We start from the raw sequence: 19,001 nt of genomic DNA on the forward strand, positions 1-19,001 counted from the left end.
AGAGCGGAAGGCGAACTAGTGGGTGGGCCGCAGGATGTGGGCCATCAACGTCAATGCGGGATCCACGAGTTCGGCTCGTGGACGATCTTTTTCGCTGTTCTGCCAGGCTCGGAATACGTAGCGCATTGCGGCTCCGGCAATGATCACGGTGGCGGTGGCCTCGTCGGCTGCCGCCATATCGGTGGGTAGGCGGCCACGGGTTGGTCGTTCGATCAGTTCCTCCGTGAGCATCCGGGTGAGCGTGTCCTCGAGTTCGTGGAACGTAGCCAGATGCTGTTGGAGCAAAGTCGGGTGTCGCTCGAACAACTGGCGTCGATGGGCGAGAAGATCGGGTCGTTCGTCCATGATCTTCATGGCTTCGGCAAAAACGGCTAGGGCTCCGCGGAGAGGGTCGCTCGGGTGGGCGTCGAGTAGTTCCGCGATCACGGCCGTGGGCGGGACAACTATCGCGATTCCGCCGATCGCTGCGTCCTTGGTGGGGAAGTAGTTGAAGAACGTGCGCGTGGATAGATCGCAGGCTTCGCAGATTCGTTCCACAGTCACTTCGTCGTAGCCCAGTTCCAGCACGAGTTCGACGGCGGTGCGTTCGATCAGTTCGCGTGTCGCAATTCGCTTACGTTCTCGAAGACCCAGTGTTTCGGTACCCATACCTTCGATAATTGCACAGAATGCAAACTTTCATTAAGTGCAAAATATTTGCCAATCACGGGTTATGAAGTGCAAAAATCGGGCAGACGGGGCGGCAGATAGGGTGATCGAGTGGAAGACACCTTGCCGCCGTGCCCTGAATGTTCCAGTGAGTTCACCTACGAGATGGGTGCGCTCATGGTGTGCCCTGAATGTGCACACGAGTGGGCACCGGACGACTCGACCGCCGAAGAGGATGGCGTCATCAAGGACGCCGTCGGAAACGTACTCACAGACGGCGACACCGTGACGGTTATCAAGACGCTCAAGGTCAAGGGCAGCCCTACCGGAATCAAGTCCGGCACGAAAGTGCGAAACATCCGCCTGGTTCAGGGAATCGGCGATCACGACATCGACTGCAAGGTCGACGGTATCGGCCCGATGCAGCTGAAGTCGAGCGTCGTCAAGAAGGTCTGACGCACCCCGTTAGTTCCGGGGTGCTCCGTCGGCAATTCTGGATCGCTCGGCCATGCCGTCACTTTTCACGATCACGTAGACGAGTCCCGAGACGAACGGGACCAGGAGCAGAAAGCACACCCAGACAGCGCGCATCCACCCCGATATCTGACGATCGCGGAAGAGGTCGGCGCTGATCTCGAATAGCAGAACCAGATACGACAGCAGCGCGAGAGAGATGACGCTGAGCCAGAAGAGTGTCCAGAAGGAATCCATTTCTCGTGCTCCTGCTTACCGGTCAGTCGACGTGTCAGTGTTCCCGCTTCGGCTGCGGAACTCGTCGACGGCAGCTTCGAGGGTGGGGAAGAAGTGCGTCGAGTCGAACCGGTCGCCGACGCCGAAGCGGATGAGTCGGTCCTTGATCGGCCCCTTCATCTCAGCGAACGCGAGTCGGATTCCCTTGCCTTCGAGGTAGATGTCGAGGTCGACCAACTCGTCGACGGCTGTGGTGTCGAGGCCGGTAATCGGCTCTGCCGCGATGACTACCCATTCGACGGGTGTCGGCGCTGCGGCGACTACCGAGCGCACGTACTCGTCGAAGATCTCACCGTTCGCGAAGAACAGGGGCGCGTCGAAACGCACCAAGACCAGGCCGGGAATGCGATGTCCATTCGGATGCCGTTCCACGTCGTGGAATCCCGGTAGGTGTGCGGTTTCGACGAGTTCGGTGCGGTGGGGTTGCCACACCTGTGCAATGACCGCGGCAAACGACAGGCCGATCGCGACGAGAATTCCTTGTAGAACGCCTACCAGTGCAACGCCGAGAAACGCTGCGACGGCGAGTGCAAACTCGACCGTGCTCATGCGCCACATCCGGACCATGCCACCCACATCGATCAGTGCACAGGCCGCCACGATGACCACGGCCGCGAGTGTTGCATCGGGCAGATACGCGGTGAGTCCAGGTGCAATCAAGACAAACGCCAACACTGCGAGCGCGCCGACCACTCCCGCCAATTGTGTACGGGCGCCGCTCTGTTCGGCTACCGGTGTCCGTGAGCCGCTCGCCGAGATCGGAAATCCGCCGAAGAGTCCGCCTGCGACATTGGCGACGCCGATCGCCTTCATCTCGGTGCTGCCGTTGACGTCTTCTCCGTGCCGGGCGGCAAAGGTGCGGGAGAGAACGCCGGTGTCGGCAAAAGCGATAAGTGCGATACCGGCCGCAGGCCCGATCAGGTGCCCGACGTCCTGCCAGCTGACACCTCCAACAGAGGGCAGGGGGAGACCTTCCGGGAGCGCGCCGACCATCCCGATGTCATCCGTCAGACCCGCCGCGGCGGACAAAATGATTGCGCCGACGACGGCCACCAGGACTCCGGGTACAACCGGGACCCAGAGTCGGAACGCGACGATGACAGCAAGCGAGCCGATCCCGACGGCGGCAGCGACGGGATCGATATCCCCGCCTACCACTGACTTTCCGATCTCACCTATCTCACCGAGCAAGCCTGATGCGTCGACGGAGAACCCCAGCAATTTGGGAATCTGACCGACAACAACGACAAGTGCAATGGCATTGAGGTAACCGAGTCGGATGGGCTTCGATAGTAATTCGGTGACAAAGCCGAGGCGCAGGAACCCGCCGATCAGGAGGATGAGCCCGACAAGGATGGCCAGGACGCCGGCAAGGGCAAGTGCGTTGTCTTCGTCGCCGACGATTGCCAGTGGCAGGATCGCCGCGGCGATAAGAGGTGCGAGCGACGAATCCGGTCCCAGGACAAGGATTTTCGACGGCCCCACCAGTGCGTACGCGAGGAGCGGCACGATGGTCGCGTAGAGACCGGCATACGCGGGGAGTCCGGCGGCTTCTGCGTATCCCATGCCGGCGGGGATCAGCAGGGCCGTGAGGACAAGTCCGGCTGTGATGTCGGTTCGCAGCCATTCGCGGTGGTACTCCCGGGCTGTTGCGATCCCGGGTAGCCGACCTAGACCCTCTGTCCACGACATTTGTCGATTATCCTTCCCGTCGCAGCCGCAAAGCTCAGAAATCCGTCAAATCGGTCGCCGAGTATCGGTAGGACGAGTGTGCATCATTGCGCGTGAGCACGCTGAGGGGCGACCGCAGCGGTCGCCGGGATGCGGATATCCGACTTCGGGAGGCGTCGGCGTCGGATTGCCTTGTCCAACTCGACCACGATCGGAATGATCAGCGACCATCCGATGCAGGCCAGCCACTGGCTGCCCGACAACGAGGTTGTCATGAGGAGATCCTGGAGTACTCCTGCCTCCACCGCGAACACGGTGACCACGGTCGGGATGGCCAAGATCTTGAGTGCGCCGAGCACCGGTGCGACGAGGCCGGATTCCGGATCGCGACGCATGGTCAGTCCGGCGAGGATCGAGCCCAACGACAGCACCACAAACGCCATGGTCATGGGAACATTTGCCTCGTCTGTACTCATCTCGCCCGGGGCGAGAAGCATCGCGGCAAGGGTGACGGCAAACTGCAGGATGCCGTACGCCAACCACTGGATGACCGCCCGTCGGTTGGCTATCGGTGTCTTGGGGTCGCGGGGCGGCTTCTTCATCAGGTCCGGCGGCGGCGGGTCGAGCATGATGACCGCAACGGGGAACAGGGTGATGAAGAAGTGCTGGAACAGCACCATCAGCGGGGTGAGCGCTACACCTTCGTTGATATCGAAGATGCTCGCGGCGAGGAAGAGCAGAACCAGCGAGAACAGTTTCGACATCTGGTAGCGGATGTAGGACACGATCTTGCCGTAGATGTTGCGGCCCAAACTGATTGCGGTGATCAGGGTCCCGAAGTTGTCATCGGTGAGCACCATCTTGCCCGCCTGTTTGGTCACTTCACTGCCTGATCCCATGGCGACGCCGATGTCGGCTTTCTTCAGTGCGGCAGCATCGTTGACAGCGTCGCCGGTCATAGCGACAACCGCGCCATCCTTCTGCATGATGTCGACCAGGCGTAATTTGTCGGCGGGGGTGACGCGGCCGAAGACATGCAGATTCGGCATCGCGGCCGCCAGGTCTTCGTCAGTCAGTGCCTGGAGTTCCGGGCCGCCGATGGCGCCCGGTCCAAGTCCGAGTTCGGCGCCGATCGCAGATGCCGTAATTGCGTGATCGCCGGTGATCATGCGGACATGGATGCCGGCCGTGTGTGCAGTGCGGACCGATTCGATCGCCTCCGGGCGAAGCGGGTCGATAATGCCGGCCATGCCGACAAACGTGAGGTCCTCGACAAACGACATGGGGTCCGTCCCCACGGCTGTTTCCTGCCCATCGAGTCGCCGAACGGCGAAGGCCAGCACGCGAAGACCCTTCTCGGACATAGTCCGGTTCGCGGCTGTCAATTCTTCACGGACCTCGTCGATCGGAACGGGTCGACGGCCAGGTAGGAACGCTGTCGAGCACCGAGCCAGGACCACGTCGGGGCCGCCCTTGACCAGTTCCACGAATTGGTTACCGCCGTCCACTTCGAGATGGTGGAACGTCGCCATGAACTTGTATGCCGAGTCGAAAGGAACTGTTGCGACCCGGGGGTACGTCCTTCTGGTGAGTGGAGCGTCGACGCCGATCTTTGCCGCGAGTACAACAAGCGCGGCCTCGGTCGGGTCGCCGACAACCTCTCCGGCATCGGAGACGGTGGCGTCGCTGTCAAGGCAGAGACCGTAGGCGAGCAGCGTGAAATCCGGCGGCGCCTCGCCCGCTACCTGCGTGATTCTTCCGATCTTGGCGTAACCCTCGCCCTCGACGAGGTACCACCGGCAATGGACGTACAGCGACCGCACCGTCATCTGGTTCATCGTCAGCGTGCCGGTCTTATCGGAGTTGATGGCGCTCGTGGCACCGAGTGTTTCGACGTCGGTGAGGTTCTTTACGACGGCCTTCGCGTCAGCCAGTTGGCGAGCACCATATGCCAGCATGGCCTGGACGAAAGTCGGAAGGCCCGTCGGGATTGCGGAGACTCCCATCGCAATACCGAGCAGAAGAAGCGTTGTCAGGTCCTGACCACGGATTACGCCGATGACCACAATGATTGTCACCGCACCCCACGCAATGATGCCGAGCAGTTTGGTGAGCGAGTCGAGTTCGCGTTGTAGTGGCGACTTGCCAGGTGCGACCGCCGACAGCATCGACGCGATCTGCCCAATCTGGGTGTGCATGCCGGTTTCGGTGACCACCATGGTGGCGGTGCCGCGGGTGACCGAAGTGTTCTGGAACACCATATTGCTTCGGTCGCCGAGGGGAATGTCTGTGGTGCCCAGTGTTTTCGGGTCCTTCGGGATGGGTGCACTTTCGCCCGTCAGTGCCGCTTCCTGAGTTTCCAACGTGGTGGACGTGAGGAGGCGTCCGTCGGCGGCGACGATATCGCCCGCTTCGAGTTCGACGATATCGCCAGGCACCAGCTCGGTGGCGTCGAGCTGGATCAAAGTCCCGTCGCGGACAACCCGAGCTTGTGGCGTTTGCATCTTCGCCAATGCGTCCACACTGGCGCGGGCTTTCATCTCCTGGCGGGTGCCGAGGACGATATTGAGCACTACGAGTACCGCAACCACTATGGCAGTGGGGATTTCACCGATGACAATGCTGACTACGGCAACCGCGACCAGCATCAGATTCATCGGATCCCTCAACTGCGCCAGCGCAATCGACCACATCGAGGGCGGCGGCGTCGAGGCAATTTCGTTGGGCCCGTACTGCCGGCGACGGTTTGCGACGTCGTCAGCACTCAGGCCCGACTCCCGATCAGACGTCAGGGTGGCGACAACGGTTTCGACGCTCTGGGCGTGCCAGGTCGCGCTCTGGGCTGAGTCTGTGTGCGCTCGATCCTGCGGCGCGGCCTCCGGGTGGCTCATTGCCGCACGTCCTTTCCGAGCAGATTCTCAGTAGGCAAAATTCTCAGTAGGCAGATTATTCAGTAGGGGGTAGGGATCCAGTGCAGTGGTTGCTGGGGTGCCTTGTATCCGTCGGGCTGTTGTCGGTGTGGCAGTTTGATATCAGGATGTTCCAAAGGTTCATACGGAATCTGACTCAGTATGTGACTGATGATGTTGAGCCGGCCGCGTTTCTTGTCGTCGTTGACCGCGACATACCAAGGCGCCCATCCTGTGTCGGTGTAGCGGAACATCTCGTCGCGGGCCCGCGAATAGTCGTACCAATGGCTGTACGACTTCAGGTCGAGGCCCGACAACTTCCAGATTTTCCGTGGGTCGTCGATTCGGCTCTGCAGGCGCAGCATTTGCTGTTCCTCACTCACCTCGAGCCAGTACTTCAACAGAATGACCCCGGATTCCACGATTGCGCGCTCGACTGTCGGGATGAGCTGGAGGAATTCGTGTGCTTGTTCGTTCGTGCAGTAGCCCATGACCCGTTCGACCCCGGCGCGGTTGTACCAACTGCGGTCGAAGATGACGATCTCGCCGGCGGCTGGTAGATGTGGCACATACCGCTGGATGTACATCTGGGATTTTTCCCGTTCAGTCGGGGCTGGGAGGGCGACAACGCGGAACACACGCGGGCTCACCCGTTCGGTGATCGCTTTGATCACCCCACCTTTTCCTGCAGTGTCACGGCCCTCGAACACGATGCAGACCTTTGCACCGGAAGATTTGACCCACTCCTGCAATGCGACGAGTTCTGCGTGAATCGGCTTGAGATCCCGTCGATAAGTCTTGTATTTCATCGGCTTGTGCGTCGAGGTCGAGGAGGGTTCCACGTCACTGGCTGGGGGAGCTTCGAGCTCAGAGTTCTTGTGTTTCTTGTTCTTCGACTTCTTTCCCACGCTCGCTCCTCGGCATCCATATTCCGGACAGTTCTTCCGCGCAGGAAGTCCTTGGTCATACACACCCTTTGCTTGTGTATGCCCCGTGATCGACCGATGTATTCCTGACTTGATCGAGTTTCGAATCGTGATGCTTTCGAACCTGTTTCGAGTCTTGACGGCCGCGTACCGCTGGGCAGACGATTAGCCGATGACCGGCGACGAAGAGTTGCTCCAGGTCGAACAGGTGATTGCACGGCTGATCACCCGCTATCCGGCCGTCTCACCCCTGGACATCGAACGTAGTGTGCGCAGAAATCACCAGCGCCTGCGGAGTGGGCGGATACGCACTTTCGTACCACTACTCGTGGAGAAGGCCGTACTGCGCGACATCGCCCTTTCCTTCTCCGCGGGCGAATGTGAAATTCAGGGGAACAAGGCATCTCGGGTGTTTCCAAGGCTCGGCCACGCTCGCGGCATCGGGGCCTGAGCGCCAACGTACTAGCGGGGAGTTGAAGCAAAATGGAAGGTTTCTGGGAGTTCTTCTGGTTCATGTTTGTGTGTCTTGCGTTTGTGGCTTATCTGAGCGTGTTGTTCTCGATCATCACCGACCTGTTTCGCGATCACGAGATGTCCGGTTGGGTGAAGGCAGTCTGGATCATCTTCCTGTTCGTCATCCCCTTCTTGTCCGCGATGATTTACGTGATCGTGAGAAATGACGGAATGACTCAGCGGTCGATGGCTGCTGCCCACCGGCGTATGAACGCTCAGGGCGTCTACGTCCGTGACGACGGCGGACAATCTTCGGCTCAGCAGATTTCGGCGGCAAAAGGGCTTCTCGATTCCGGGGCGATCAACGAAGAGGAATTCCGGGCACTCAAAGCGAAAACCATAATGCAGTGATGGACGATCCGGTGTCTGACCGCGATCCATGCTCGGCCTGACCGCGGATAGGTAATCGATACGCCGCCGCCGAAGAATTGGATCCTGGTGAATTGCCTCTGTGAAGGATCAGTCGCCCCGGCGGGCGCCGGTCAGGCTCGGTGGCCGGGAAAAGAGTTGGACGGGATTCGGCTCAGGTTGATAGCGTGCGTCAGACCGTGACATCAGGCGAGGAGGTGAGACCCATGAACGCAACAACCATGTGGGTGCTCCACTCGTGTTCACGGTTCGGCGATTGACGTAGGTGTCGCCGGGAGCGCTTCGACTACAAAGCAATCCCGAAAGGCAACACCATGCATTTCACCTCTGAGGCATCGTCAAACGGTGTCATTGAACGTAATTTCATTCTGGATGAGATCACCGGCGTGCTCTGGTCGCCCGCATCCGGAACCAGCGGCTCGCCGCTGCTGCTGTCGGGGCATTCCGGCGGCATGCACAAGAAGGCGCCAGGGTTGGTGGCCAGTGCACTCCACAGCGTGACCACCTATGGGTTCACCGTCGCCGCCATCGACGCCCCCGGACACGGTGACCGGCCGCGTAACCTTCAGGATCAACGCTGGGCGGAAGCAATACACAGGGCCAGGGCGTCAAGGGAACCAATCGCCCCGATTGTCGTCGACTACAACATGTCGGTGGCGGAACGTGCTGTACCGGAATGGCAGTCGACCTTGGACGCACTGCTGCCAGAGCTTGGCGTCGACGCGCAGATCGGTTTTGGCGGTGTGTCGTTGGGCGTCGTGACCGGGTTGTTGTTGGCGGCGGCCGAAACCCGGATTGCGGCCGTGAGCTTCGGCGGGGTCTTTGTGAACGACGCGCTGATCGAGGCGGCACAAAAGCTCACTGTTCCGGTGGAGTACCGGATCCCTTGGGACGACGAGGAATTCGACCGCGCGTCCGGGGTCGCCTTGTTCGACGCCTTCGGATCGAAGGAGAAGACGTTGCACGCGTACTCGGGCAGGCACTATCCGGTGCCCGAATACGAGCGTGACAGTTCGGCTCGGTTCTTCGTCCGTCATCTCGGCCGGGTCGCTGACACGGCATTGGAGTGACGTGAACCGGTATCGGCGTCCGGCCCGTGGAGGGCGCCGATACCGACTATTGCGGCACCTGAGCACTCCATCGAAGCTCGATTTCACCGCTCCCACACGCCCCAAGCGGTTCTCATCGGATCTGCCGCATGACCTGGCCGACTGCTAGGACGCCGCTCGGATCGTGAGTGTTCGCCAGCGCGCTGAGCCAGTGCGCGGTGTCCTCGTCGTACGTGCGGGCAATCTGCTCGGGGTCGTCGCTCGGCGCGAAGTTGGGCAGTGCGCGTCCGGTGGTCCAGGGTGCCATCGCGCGTCCCAAGGCCTGGGCATGCGGAACTACTGCATCGGCCACAGGCGGCGCCAGAACTCCGATGGTGAACAACGTGAAAGCAGCATCGCGATGACAGAAGGCGCTGCGGTGCTTCGGTTCCCGAGCCAGAGCGCCGCCCAGAAGACGTAGTTCTACGACGGTTTGCGGGGACTGAGACCCGGGCCCGGCGGCGCCGAGAAGGGCGTCGACAGCCTCGTGTGACAGGTCGGTGGTCAGTGCAGTGGATTCGTGTGTCGGCATCGGATCTACGGGATCGGCGTGTACTGCCGCGATGGCTGCATACGGCAACGTGCCGACGGCGTCGATCAGCGGTGTTGCCACCGAACGGATTCGGCTGATGAGTTCTGCTGCCTCGGCTTCGTCAGTGAGACTCGCGAATCTGACGGCAAACGTCAACCGCCCGGCTAGTGGCGGCGGAACCTGGGGGAGCGGCGGGAGTTGAAGAAAGGCGATAGAGGTGGAGCTGTGCTCGGGAAGGTCGGCGCACCAGTCCAGCCAGGCGTGTGCCACGGCGGGTGCATCCGCCCCGTCGAAATAGACCGCGCCGCCGTAGAAGTGGGTAATCGGCATGAGCTCGATGTCGATCGAGGTGACAATGCCGAGAGTTGCCTTGCCGCCACGCAGTCCCCAGAACAATTCGGCATGCTCGTCCGGGGTGACGCGGACGAGTTCGCCACTACCGGTGACGATGTCGAATGACCGGACATGGTCGGACGAGAGTCCGTACGTTCTGACCATCGGACCGATACCGGCTCCCGTGAGGAAGCCGGCGACACCGACGGTGGGCGACGACCCGGTCAATGGCGCCAAACCGTGCGGTGCTGCGGCGTCGATGACGTTCTGCCAGATCAGTCCGGCTCCGATTTTGGCTGTGCGAGATACGGGATCGACGACGCACTCGGTCAGTTTGCCGGTATGCACGAGGAGAACATCATTGCCCAGGGATACCGCACCGTGGCCGGTTCGTTGAACAGCGACGCGGAGGTTGTGCTTTGCTGCGAACCGTACTGTGGCAGCAATGTCCTGCGCGTTTTCCACTGCCACTACGGCCCGCGGGTTCACCGGTACTGCGACGTTCCACGGAGTTGCCAATTCGTATCCAGCCTCGCCGGGTAGCGCCACAGATCCGGTCACCTCTGTGCGCAGCGATTCCAGTGTGGTGTCGAGCGTGGGGGGCTGAAGGTTCATGATCTTCCTCTCTCATCCGTCTTTCGGGTGTGTAGGAAGAATGTCCGAATGCGCTTGGCTGGTTCTTGACGGGAAAACTCGGCAGGATCCAAGTTTTCTCCAAGCGCATCTTCGCAGTTCAGGAAGATTCGTCGTTCAGGAAGCCATGGATAGTGCCCGCTCGGCGATGTCGGTCATCCCGAGATCCTTCGATTCGGCTGCAATGGCGGCCAGTTCCCGATCCCGCTCACTCGACGGCGGTTGGAGCTGAGCCCGAAGCAGTCGGCATCGGAGCAGCGTGGGTACACCATCGGAGTCGGCAGCGATCATTTCTGCCTGATCGAGGAGCGTCGACGCCTGTTCGGCGCGACCCAGGAGCGCGTGCAGGCGTGCGGACGCTTCGGCGACGGAGCCCAGTTCGCCCACATGTCCCACCGTCGCGATGCGATCGGTGTGCGGTGCGAGCAGGTCGATGAACGTATCGGCGTACTCGATCAATTCCAGATCTGCGACGACCCGTGCGAGCAACGTCTGGTGGCCAAGAGTTGTCCACGTCTGCGGCCCGAGATTCATCAGCCACTGTTCGATGCCTGCGGTGACGGATACTCGATCGCCGCGTGCGCCGGCAATGGCGATGCTCCATGAATCAGGCTCGACAACACCGGGATCCGATTGCGCCAAAGCGCCTCGTTCCCATTCCAAGGTGTTGAATGCCAGGTCCGCGCTCCCCGCGGTGTACAACTCGGTCTGCAGGTGGATTTGTCTGGCCGTCTCGTATTGTCGCCGCGCCTGCGCGAAGTCTCCTCGCCACTCGGCGAGAGTTGCTTCCATCCAGCGCAATTGGACTCGAATGACGGGGAGCCTCAACAGATCGCAGCCGATGATGCCGTGCCGAGCGTGTGTGACGGCGGCGTCGACGTCGGCAAGATTCATCAGCGTCATGCTGGCGACCGCGTGGGCTATGACGTCGTCCACGCGCGACTGATGATGTGGTAGCTCGAAAAGCTCGTGCAGTAGCCGCGTCGATTCGATGCTGTGGACTGCGACTCCGGAGAACAGCAGAATCCGCCCGAGAAGGGCGTCGGCTATGACGTCAGGATCGCCGAGATCGCGAGCGATGTCGAGCGCCTGTGTGCTCCAACGGTCGGGGACCGCCGCGTCAGAGTGGTAACAACTACCGACGGCCAAGGCGGCAAGAACCCGTGCATGAGCCGCTCTGTCGTTCTCCACCAGCGGCTCAACCGCTGCGAGCCGTTCGAGTAGTGGGCCAGGATCACTGCCATACGAAACCCAAGGCCAGGCGCCGGCAGCGCGAAGTAATGCACCCGCGAGCCGTCCGACAGCGGACGTTCGATCTTCCCGAACAGCATCGAGGAGACCGGCATTCACGACGTCGAGCACCGTTTGCCCACGCCCAGCCCGTGCAAGAGCCTCAACTCTGGCCACCAACAGATCGTCCCGGGCGTCAGCCGACTGCTGGGAAGCAGGCAGTAGGTCGAATGCGTGCACCGCGGCTTCCCACCACTCCGCGGCCGTTTCGGAACTCCACCTGTCGGTCGCATCCTGCGCTGCTGCCGTGCAGGCCGCCAACACGATGTGTGGATCGACGAGGGGTAGTGCCGACATCAGATGTTGTGCGCGCCGGCTCAACCGGTCCGGATCAGGCGAGTCTGCAAGCACTTCGGCAACTCGGGCATGAATACGTTGAAGGCGCAGAGCGGGTATCGATTCGAGTACTTCGTCTCGAAGAAGGCCGTGGGCGAAGGCATAACCTCCGATCCCCGGGTCGGCAACGATGATTCGTTCGTCGGCGGCTTCGTCGAGATAGTCGGCGAGCGTGTCGAGGTCGAGTCCTGTCGCTGCAGTCAACGTGTCCATCTCGATGGCGTCGCCGATGACCGCCGCAACCCGAAGGGCCTGCAGTACCGCCGGTTCCACGGCAGCGAGCCGACGGCCGAGTACAGACCGAACTGCGCTCGGAATGCTGTCGCCGAGTCGTTCGTTCCGAGGAAGCCTGGCGTACTCCGAGACGAACAGTGGATTGCCGCCAGTCCTTTCTGTGAGAATTCGCGCTTCCGTCTCGTCGAGTTCTTCCCCGGATACACAACTGGCGAGGGCCGCCACCTCGGTCTGGACCAATGCCGGGACCACGATGTGCCGGTTCCCTTCACCGTGGAGCACGGCGTCCTGGAGTTTGCGCACCGTGGGTCCGACCTCCGAGTCGCGCAGTGTCAACACGAACCAGACTCTGCCGCGCGATAGGGCGCCGACGAGATAGGTCAGGCAACGAATCGAAGTTGGATCGGCCCACTGAATGTCGTCGATGACCACGGTCAGTAGGGTGTCGGTGGCCGCCGATTCGAGTGTGGTGCGAACCCGTTCGTAGACAGCGAATCTGGCCTCGTCGGGGTCCACGTCGGTGGGTGGGGTCAACACGATGTCAGCGTCGGCGCCGAGTTCGCGAACCAGCCGCCTGATCGGCCACCATGGCGGTGCTCCGTCGTCCTCGGGGCACCGTGCCCAGACGGCTCGCCCGTGAGCGGATGCTGTTCTGGCCGCGCACTCTTCGGCAAATCGGGTCTTTCCTATCCCCGCCGGACCAGTCAGTGTCAACCAACGGGGCAAGGCGCGCCGGACGTCGTCGAGCATCGCGGCGGTGATGCTCGACTGCGCGTCGCGCCCGAAAAACAGTCGGGTGGGCAGAGGATCAGGGGGCGGCGCGGGTACCGGGGGAGTGGTGGGTGCTGGAACATGCTCTGCGCCGGTCCATCCCGGAACTCGGGGCCAAGCGGCCAGGCCTGGCTCATGGCGCAGTATTGCGCCTTGAAGTGCCGTCAGTTCCCCGCCGGGTTCCAGCCCTAATTCGGCGTCCAGGCGGGACGCATGTGAGTGGAACTGTTCCAAGGCTTCCGGCGACCGTCCCGCCTGGTGCAGCGCCACCATGCGCAGCCAGCAGGTCCGGTCACGAAACGGGTATTCGCTGCAGAGTTGGGCGGCGTCGACCAACGCCGGAGCCAACCGGCCCAAGGCGAGGAGCGCTGTTATCCGGGTCTCGCGGCATTCGGTCCGTACCTCTTCGAATGCCGCGGCCTCCACCTCCACCCAATGCTCGTCGCTCAGGTCGTCGAGGAGTTTCCCGCGGACCGCGCCGAGAGCGTGGCCAGTCGTGGTCAACGCATCCCGCCACTCCCCGTTCTCAGCGTGTTGTCGCGCGGATTCGGCGTCGTCGAGAAAGCCCGAAAGATCGACGTCGGCCGCAGGGATGTCGAGAAGGTATCCGGGTGGTTGACGCACGATCGGTGACGTCGCACCTGTTTCTGTGCGGAGTGCTCTGCGAAGGTTGGAGATGTAGGCCTGGATGCTGGATATCGCACTGGCGGGCGCGTCGTTCTGCCAGAGAGCGTCGATCAATCGGTCGGTGGACACGACGCGACCCCGGTTGAGGAGGAGGACAGCGAGCACTGTTCGCTGCTTCCGTGGGCCCAGATCGATCACGTCACTCGCCGCGGGACTTCGTGCAACTTCCAACGGCCCGAGTAGTCGATAGATCATCTGTATCCCCTCGTACCCGCAGACGCAGGACGGTTCGATTCTAAGGACTGAAATCCATACATGCAGTACAAAACGGTCAACTTGTGGGCGACAGGACCTTGGTGAGTTCCGCGGAAGGAGTCCGGTCGGCGCGGGTGGTGCGCAGCGTCGCCGCGCACACGAGCGCACCGAGAGCAGCGATGAAGGCAGCGACGAACAGCGCGAGTTGAAGTCCGCTGACGAACTCGTGCGGCGATCCACCCGGCAGCATCGACTGCGCCGGCAAGAACGCACCGAGCCCCGCAACTCCGACCGCGATGCCGGTCTGACGGAACGCGTCATTGATCCCCGCCGCCAATCCTGAATGGTTCGAGGTACTTTCGCCCAGAACCAGCCCGCTCATGACGGGATTGAACACTCCGGCGCCCACGCAGGCGACGACGAATCCGGGGAGTATCGCGTACGGAGAACTCGCCTCGTCGACGACGGTCATCATGACCAGACCTACGGAGACGAGGATGAGGGAGCAGGTCAGCGAGATCGCGACGGGGATGCGGCCGTCCAATTTCGCGGTGGCACCCGCGACAACAAACATCGCAACCGTTGCCGGTAGATAGACCAAGCCGGCGTCCACCGGAGACAGATGCAGCACGTTCTGGAGGTAGATCGTCGTGTAGACAAAGACCGCGAACAGGGAGGCCGAAATCGAGAACGCCGCGATCTGCGCTCCGGCGAAGGCTCGGTTGGCGAGAAGATGCGGCGGCAGCATCGGCTCGGCAGTGCGATGTTCGTGCAGGTAGAAGCCGATCAGGGAGACTGTAGCGATCACCGCGGCGGTCACCGGCGCGGGTTCGGTCCACCCGGCCTCGTTGCCGCGCAGCAATCCGAAAACCAGCGCTGCCAGACCTGTCGACACCAGAATCTGCCCGAGTATGTCCGCTCCGCGAGGTCGAGGATCGCGTGATTCGGGAACCCACCGCACCGTCAAAGCCAGTGTGATCAACCCGATCGGGATATTGATCAAAAAGATTGCGCGCCAATCCAACAAATCGGTGAGTAGTCCGCCGACCAGTGGGCCGACGGCAAACGCGCCGCCGATCGTGGCGCCATAGGCAGCCAATGCCGTTGCGCGCTGTGGTCCCTTCTCGAACACGTCCGCCAGCAATGCGAGGGAGCACGCGAAGAGCACTGCGCCGCCGATACCCTGCGCTGCTCGCGCGATGTCGAGTACCCAGATGTTCGGTGCGACCGCGCAGAGCAGCGAAGCCGTGGTGAACCACAGAATTCCGAGGAGGAACACGCACCGTCGACCTCTCCTGTCAGCCCACGATCCGGCGCTGAGAACCACTGTCGCCAGTGCCAAGGTGTACGCGTCGATCACCCATTGCAGGGCACTGACGCCGGTGTTCAGGTCCACCGCGATCGACGGCAGTGCGGTGTTGACCACGGCGATGTCGAGCATGAGCATCGCGGTACTGACGCAGACTGCCAGCAGGGTGGCTCGCCGTACGGCGGCGGTCTTAACTATGGCGGTCTTCGGAATGATCGGTGCGGTCATGGCCCGTCCTGAGGTATCGAAGGAGTGAGTACTCGGCACACTCTGCGCTTCGACGCTTGGGACAAATCGGGCGAAATTCTTGGAACATTCATGGTCTTCCGTCGTGAGCGTGATGCGACGTACAAGCAATGCATTGACACAGAGCGAGCGTCGGAGTTTGACTGAGACACAAGCTCGTGTTGATTTGCCCGCAGGATTCTCCGGGAGGTTGACGAATGCGCGGAATGAGTTCACCAAGTCCGAGGAATCGACGCGGAGCAAGATCCCACCGCGGAGCCGTGTCGGTTCTGGCATTGGTCGGGGTGTGCATTCTGTCCCTGGCATCGACTCAGACGGCTAGCGCCGAGCCAGTCGCAGAGGCAGTCGACACCGGGTTCGTGATCCCCTTTGTCGGGGCACCCGGCTACGAGACCCTGGCACCGACGCAACTCGCCGATCCAAGTCAGCTCAATCAGCCGCTCGGTCAGCAATGGGCGGACGAGATTGCCGGACGGATCGGGCTGGACAGGGCAGACGCATTGTCAGAGCAGCAGTACCGCGACCTCATCACGGGCGGCGGAGTCGGTGGAAGCCGAGACGCTGCCGAGGTGATCGACGCGTGTGTCCGGATCCTGACCAATACCACCGGACTTCCCCTCTATTCGGATGTCGACGGCCGGCCCACACCGTCGGTCTTGGCCAGCTACGGGCTCTATGTGAATACCAGTGGATTGCTGGAAAGCCCGGCCAACGCAGACGCTCCGACGAGGCAGGTGAACTCCTTGATCGCTCCAGGCGGTTTTGTGGGCACCTGGTTGAGGAATAACGGTGCGAGCCGATCGCTGATAGCGCTCTACCAGTCGGCCTACACCGTGCAAGCCGTCTACGGCTTTGCCTCGCAACAAATTTCGGGCACAGCTCAATTGGTGACCAACACCAAAGGGAGTGTGAGTTCGCAGGTGGGCATGTCGATGGCGCCACCGCTCTGGATGGTGAACTTCGCCTTGCTCTACGTATTGAATCCTTCCTTGGCGGCCGCGATGCCTGCTTACTGGTCTCCCATTCCGTCAGTGGTTGCCGACGCCGTGAAGGCGAGCCCCACGGGTCAGGTTCCTTTCGGTGATTATGCGTCCTACTTTCAGTGACAGGTCTCGCCCCGATCCTCTCGGAGATCCTCGCGCAATGTTTGGTTGCGCTTGCGATTGAGGACCGATAGCCTGATTAGCAACCAAACGTTGCACAAGGGGTTGCGGACATGGAGTACGGACGAATCGAGCGGTCTATCTACGTCGAAGCCGCGCCGGACGTGGTTTACGAGGTCATCAGCAGTCCGGAGCACTTGAAGGAGTGGTGGGCCGACGAGGTTGTCGATCTGGAACCGGTCCCTGGTTCAGTTGGTGAACTCGTGTGGGGTGACAGATCCTCGACTGACGGGCATGTCGCGCGGATCACGGTGGTCGACGCTCAGCCGCCTCGATTGTTTTCCTTCCGATGGGTTCATCTGGAAAACGATGCGGCTATCCCCGGGAGCGCCCTGCTGGTGACGTTCGAACTCGTTCCCTCGGGAGAGGGGACGACGGTCCGGATGACGGAAACGGGGTTTCGCGAAATGGGCTGGGAGGTAGCCATTCTCGAGGAGCAATACAACTCGCACGTCGACGGTTGGGACCTGTATCTGCCGCGGCTCGTCGAGTACGCCGGCAGCCTGGGGACGAACCGATGAATTTCATCGTCGACGACGACCTTTGGACGGCGATCGGGGATCCGACACGGAGACGAATGCTCGATCTGCTGCTGGCAGACGGCGAAGGGACGGCGACCACGCTGAGCGAACAGCTGCCCGTGACTCGACAAGCTGTCGCGAAACATCTCACTGCGCTCGACCGCGCCGGTCTGGTGCATGTGAGGCCTGCGGGCAGGGAGAGGCTTTACCGGGTCGATCCCGCGCAACTCGCGCGAGCCGTAGCGCAACTCAATGCTGTCGGATCGACGTGGGACGGCAGGTTGCAGCGCATCAAGCGAATTGCAGAAGCAATCGAACGAAACAATAAGAACTGAGAAGAGGAAGGAAATCGAAATGGTCGACATCTTGCACAGGGTCGCGATCAAGTCGTCCTCCATCGACGATGTGCACGCGGCACTGACGACGATCGAAGGTCTTGCCGGCTGGTGGGCCACCGACACACACGGAGATCCGAATATTGGAGGGACGCTCCAATTCCGCTTCGGAGCGGGCGGATTCGATATGAAGGTGTTAGAGCTCGCGCCTGCGAAACGAGTGGTGTGGGAGGTGATCGACGGGCCTGAGGAATGGATCGGCACCCGAGTGGTGTGGGACCTTCAACGCGACGGCGACTACACAGTCGTTCTCTTCACGCACGAAGGATGGAAAGAACCCGTGGAGTTCATGCACCATTGCAGCACCAAATGGGCGCTCTTCCTGATGAGCCTGAAGTCGATGGTCGAAACCGGCACAGGCGCACCAGATCCCCGTGACGTCAAGATCGACAACTGGAATTAGGCGACCCCTAAACCGGTACGATGCAGCACAACTCGAGTGGATTGGTGAATCATGGACCCGATTACCCTGCTTGGTGACGAGATTGCTCAGCGAGGATTGCTCGCGGAGCTACGCGCCGACGACGGAATCGTCGTCGGCGTGGCTCGGATGCATGCCACAGGAACGGACGTGACGGTGAACGTCGACCCCGAGTTCGACGACCGGTCTGACATGGATACTGGTGTGCTGCTTGCTGCTGTCGAACGAGTGCTGGCCATCACGACCGTGCGATGGGATCAGCTCGTCAACGAGGTAGCCGGGGAGATCGAGGACGCAGTCGGAGATCAGCAGGTGAGTGAAACCGTTGATTTGCGTGATGATCTGACTCTCGAGTCCGTGGTCGTCTTCCACGATGCGATATTGCTCTCGTTCGGTGCGCCGAAGCAGTTCCCGGACAGTTGGATTCGAATCCAACTCGATGAGGAATTTGCCGTGGACGACGTCGTCATCGACGACAAGGACGACGATGACGAGGTCGTAGAGTTCGAGTCTGTCGACGATTTGTTGGATCACCTGAGTTCGACTGGTGAACGCTAGGGCGGTCAACGGCGCGCTTGCTCGACTTTTGAGCGATATACCTCGAGAATCATCGACATGGACAAGATTAAGTTCTTCGAGTGGGTCACCGAATGGTTTGAAGTGCTTGGTGTTGTCTCGATGGTTCTCGGATTCGTTTTTGCATTCGTGGTGGCCGGACGTTCGTGGTTTCGCACTCGCAACGGCGGCGCGGCATTCAAGACTCTCCGGGAAACCCTCGGCGCGGTCATTCTTCTCGGACTGGAGATTTTGGTTGCTGCAGATCTCGTCAAAACCGTAACGTCGTCGCCGTCGCTGACAGATGCCGCCGTACTCGGCATGATCGTCTTGATTCGAACTGTTCTGAGCCTGTCGATTCAGATAGAGATCGACGGGGTACTTCCTTGGCGCAAGGCGTTGGTGTCGAGTCCCCAATTGCTGGTCCGCGCAGCACGCGGATCAGGTGGTGGCGCGACGTCCGACGCCTCGCAGCCGTAGCAGGGCCGTCAACACCGCAGGCCCCG

General features: G+C 61.3%; 18 protein-coding genes. 10 read left to right on the forward strand and 8 right to left on the reverse strand.

Going from position 1 to position 19,001, the window contains the following annotated elements; translation table 11 throughout:
* Nucleotides 1-15: 15 nt before the first annotated feature.
* Entirely contained in the window at nt 16-648 is a 633-nt protein-coding gene (locus FFI94_RS14035) for a TetR/AcrR family transcriptional regulator (RefSeq protein WP_138868399.1), read from the reverse strand.
* A 111-nt stretch (nt 649-759) separates the two neighbouring features.
* On the opposite strand from FFI94_RS14035, the gene FFI94_RS14040 reads away from it, so the two are divergent.
* A complete protein-coding gene (locus FFI94_RS14040) occupies nt 760-1,104 on the forward strand; it encodes a zinc ribbon domain-containing protein YjdM (RefSeq protein WP_138868400.1) in 345 nt (114 codons plus the stop codon).
* Between the two features lie 9 nt (nt 1,105-1,113).
* Here the strand turns inward: FFI94_RS14040 and FFI94_RS14045 are convergent, their stop codons facing one another.
* The 4 genes from FFI94_RS14045 to ppk2 all read right to left on the reverse strand — a co-directional run bounded on the left by FFI94_RS14045 (nt 1,114) and on the right by ppk2 (nt 6,886).
* Nucleotides 1,114-1,359 (reverse strand): hypothetical protein, encoded by a 246-nt coding sequence (locus FFI94_RS14045; protein WP_138868401.1) that lies wholly within the window; start codon nt 1,357-1,359, stop codon nt 1,114-1,116.
* Nucleotides 1,360-1,374: 15 nt separating this feature from the next.
* On the reverse strand, nt 1,375-3,090 hold the full coding sequence (locus FFI94_RS14050; RefSeq protein WP_138868402.1) for a SulP family inorganic anion transporter: 1,716 nt from the start codon (nt 3,088-3,090) through the stop codon (nt 1,375-1,377).
* An 83-nt stretch (nt 3,091-3,173) separates the two neighbouring features.
* Complete coding sequence (locus FFI94_RS14055; protein ID WP_138868403.1) at nt 3,174-5,960, reverse strand: cation-transporting P-type ATPase; 2,787 nt, start codon at nt 5,958-5,960, stop codon at nt 3,174-3,176.
* Nucleotides 5,961-6,019: 59 nt separating this feature from the next.
* Nucleotides 6,020-6,886, reverse strand: coding sequence for a polyphosphate kinase 2 (ppk2, locus tag FFI94_RS14060; protein WP_260684117.1), 867 nt, complete (start codon nt 6,884-6,886; stop codon nt 6,020-6,022).
* Between the two features lie 190 nt (nt 6,887-7,076).
* On the opposite strand from ppk2, the gene FFI94_RS14065 reads away from it, so the two are divergent.
* From FFI94_RS14065 to FFI94_RS14075, 3 genes are all read left to right on the forward strand, one after another.
* A complete protein-coding gene (locus FFI94_RS14065; protein WP_260684119.1) occupies nt 7,077-7,355 on the forward strand; it encodes a three-helix bundle dimerization domain-containing protein in 279 nt (92 codons plus the stop codon).
* Between the two features lie 32 nt (nt 7,356-7,387).
* Nucleotides 7,388-7,768 carry an SHOCT domain-containing protein gene (locus FFI94_RS14070; protein ID WP_138868404.1) on the forward strand — a complete coding sequence of 127 codons (381 nt, stop codon included), beginning with the start codon at nt 7,388-7,390 and terminating at the stop codon, nt 7,766-7,768.
* Nucleotides 7,769-8,100: 332 nt separating this feature from the next.
* Nucleotides 8,101-8,856 (forward strand): alpha/beta hydrolase, encoded by a 756-nt coding sequence (locus FFI94_RS14075; RefSeq protein WP_138868405.1) that lies wholly within the window; start codon nt 8,101-8,103, stop codon nt 8,854-8,856.
* 112 nt (nt 8,857-8,968) lie between these two features.
* On the opposite strand, the gene FFI94_RS14080 is transcribed toward FFI94_RS14075, so the two are convergent.
* The 3 genes from FFI94_RS14080 to FFI94_RS14090 all read right to left on the reverse strand — a co-directional run bounded on the left by FFI94_RS14080 (nt 8,969) and on the right by FFI94_RS14090 (nt 15,422).
* Entirely contained in the window at nt 8,969-10,354 is a 1,386-nt protein-coding gene (locus FFI94_RS14080; protein ID WP_138868406.1) for an FAD-binding oxidoreductase, read from the reverse strand.
* Between the two features lie 135 nt (nt 10,355-10,489).
* Entirely contained in the window at nt 10,490-13,885 is a 3,396-nt protein-coding gene (locus FFI94_RS14085; protein ID WP_138868407.1) for a BTAD domain-containing putative transcriptional regulator, read from the reverse strand.
* A gap of 76 nt (nt 13,886-13,961) precedes the next feature.
* Nucleotides 13,962-15,422, reverse strand: coding sequence for an MFS transporter (locus FFI94_RS14090; protein WP_138868408.1), 1,461 nt, complete (start codon nt 15,420-15,422; stop codon nt 13,962-13,964).
* A 215-nt stretch (nt 15,423-15,637) separates the two neighbouring features.
* Here FFI94_RS14090 and FFI94_RS14095 point away from each other — a divergent pair, with 215 nt between their 5' ends.
* From FFI94_RS14095 to FFI94_RS14120, 6 genes are all read left to right on the forward strand, one after another.
* The gene (locus tag FFI94_RS14095) at nt 15,638-16,546 is read left to right on the forward strand and encodes a hypothetical protein (RefSeq protein WP_138868409.1); all 909 of its coding nucleotides are present in this window, start codon (nt 15,638-15,640) and stop codon (nt 16,544-16,546) included.
* A 110-nt stretch (nt 16,547-16,656) separates the two neighbouring features.
* Nucleotides 16,657-17,124, forward strand: a complete 468-nt coding sequence (locus tag FFI94_RS14100; protein ID WP_138868410.1) for an SRPBCC family protein — start codon at nt 16,657-16,659, stop codon at nt 17,122-17,124.
* On the forward strand, nt 17,121-17,459 hold the full coding sequence (locus FFI94_RS14105; RefSeq protein WP_138868411.1) for a metalloregulator ArsR/SmtB family transcription factor: 339 nt from the start codon (nt 17,121-17,123) through the stop codon (nt 17,457-17,459). Before FFI94_RS14100 ends, FFI94_RS14105 begins: the two co-directional genes overlap by 4 nt.
* Before the next feature lie 19 nt (nt 17,460-17,478).
* Entirely contained in the window at nt 17,479-17,922 is a 444-nt protein-coding gene (locus FFI94_RS14110) for an SRPBCC domain-containing protein (RefSeq protein ID WP_138868412.1), read from the forward strand.
* A gap of 51 nt (nt 17,923-17,973) precedes the next feature.
* Nucleotides 17,974-18,498 carry a cytochrome C5 gene (locus FFI94_RS14115; RefSeq protein ID WP_138868413.1) on the forward strand — a complete coding sequence of 175 codons (525 nt, stop codon included), beginning with the start codon at nt 17,974-17,976 and terminating at the stop codon, nt 18,496-18,498.
* Between the two features lie 57 nt (nt 18,499-18,555).
* Nucleotides 18,556-18,975, forward strand: a complete 420-nt coding sequence (locus FFI94_RS14120) for a DUF1622 domain-containing protein (RefSeq protein ID WP_138868414.1) — start codon at nt 18,556-18,558, stop codon at nt 18,973-18,975.
* The last annotated feature ends 26 nt before the right edge of the window (nt 18,976-19,001 follow it).

The organism is Rhodococcus sp. KBS0724 (genome assembly GCF_005938745.2).
GTDB lineage: Bacteria > Actinomycetota > Actinomycetes > Mycobacteriales > Mycobacteriaceae > Rhodococcus_F.

Bases quoted from the DNA above. Each gene is read 5' to 3' on its own strand.
- FFI94_RS14065 (WP_260684119.1), top strand. From the start codon at position 7,077: ATGACCGGCGACGAAGAGTTGCTCCAGGTCGAACAGGTGATTGCACGG.
- FFI94_RS14085 (WP_138868407.1), bottom strand. From the start codon at position 13,885: ATGATCTATCGACTACTCGGGCCGTTGGAAGTTGCACGAAGTCCCGCG.
- FFI94_RS14035 (WP_138868399.1), bottom strand. From the start codon at position 648: ATGGGTACCGAAACACTGGGTCTTCGAGAACGTAAGCGAATTGCGACA.
- FFI94_RS14105 (WP_138868411.1), top strand. From the start codon at position 17,121: ATGAATTTCATCGTCGACGACGACCTTTGGACGGCGATCGGGGATCCG.
- FFI94_RS14115 (WP_138868413.1), top strand. From the start codon at position 17,974: ATGGACCCGATTACCCTGCTTGGTGACGAGATTGCTCAGCGAGGATTG.
- FFI94_RS14045 (WP_138868401.1), bottom strand. From the start codon at position 1,359: ATGGATTCCTTCTGGACACTCTTCTGGCTCAGCGTCATCTCTCTCGCG.
- FFI94_RS14090 (WP_138868408.1), bottom strand. From the start codon at position 15,422: ATGACCGCACCGATCATTCCGAAGACCGCCATAGTTAAGACCGCCGCC.
- FFI94_RS14055 (WP_138868403.1), bottom strand. From the start codon at position 5,960: ATGAGCCACCCGGAGGCCGCGCCGCAGGATCGAGCGCACACAGACTCA.
- FFI94_RS14110 (WP_138868412.1), top strand. From the start codon at position 17,479: ATGGTCGACATCTTGCACAGGGTCGCGATCAAGTCGTCCTCCATCGAC.
- FFI94_RS14050 (WP_138868402.1), bottom strand. From the start codon at position 3,090: ATGTCGTGGACAGAGGGTCTAGGTCGGCTACCCGGGATCGCAACAGCC.
- FFI94_RS14075 (WP_138868405.1), top strand. From the start codon at position 8,101: ATGCATTTCACCTCTGAGGCATCGTCAAACGGTGTCATTGAACGTAAT.
- FFI94_RS14120 (WP_138868414.1), top strand. From the start codon at position 18,556: ATGGACAAGATTAAGTTCTTCGAGTGGGTCACCGAATGGTTTGAAGTG.
- FFI94_RS14070 (WP_138868404.1), top strand. From the start codon at position 7,388: ATGGAAGGTTTCTGGGAGTTCTTCTGGTTCATGTTTGTGTGTCTTGCG.
- FFI94_RS14080 (WP_138868406.1), bottom strand. From the start codon at position 10,354: ATGAACCTTCAGCCCCCCACGCTCGACACCACACTGGAATCGCTGCGC.
- FFI94_RS14100 (WP_138868410.1), top strand. From the start codon at position 16,657: ATGGAGTACGGACGAATCGAGCGGTCTATCTACGTCGAAGCCGCGCCG.
- FFI94_RS14095 (WP_138868409.1), top strand. From the start codon at position 15,638: ATGCGCGGAATGAGTTCACCAAGTCCGAGGAATCGACGCGGAGCAAGA.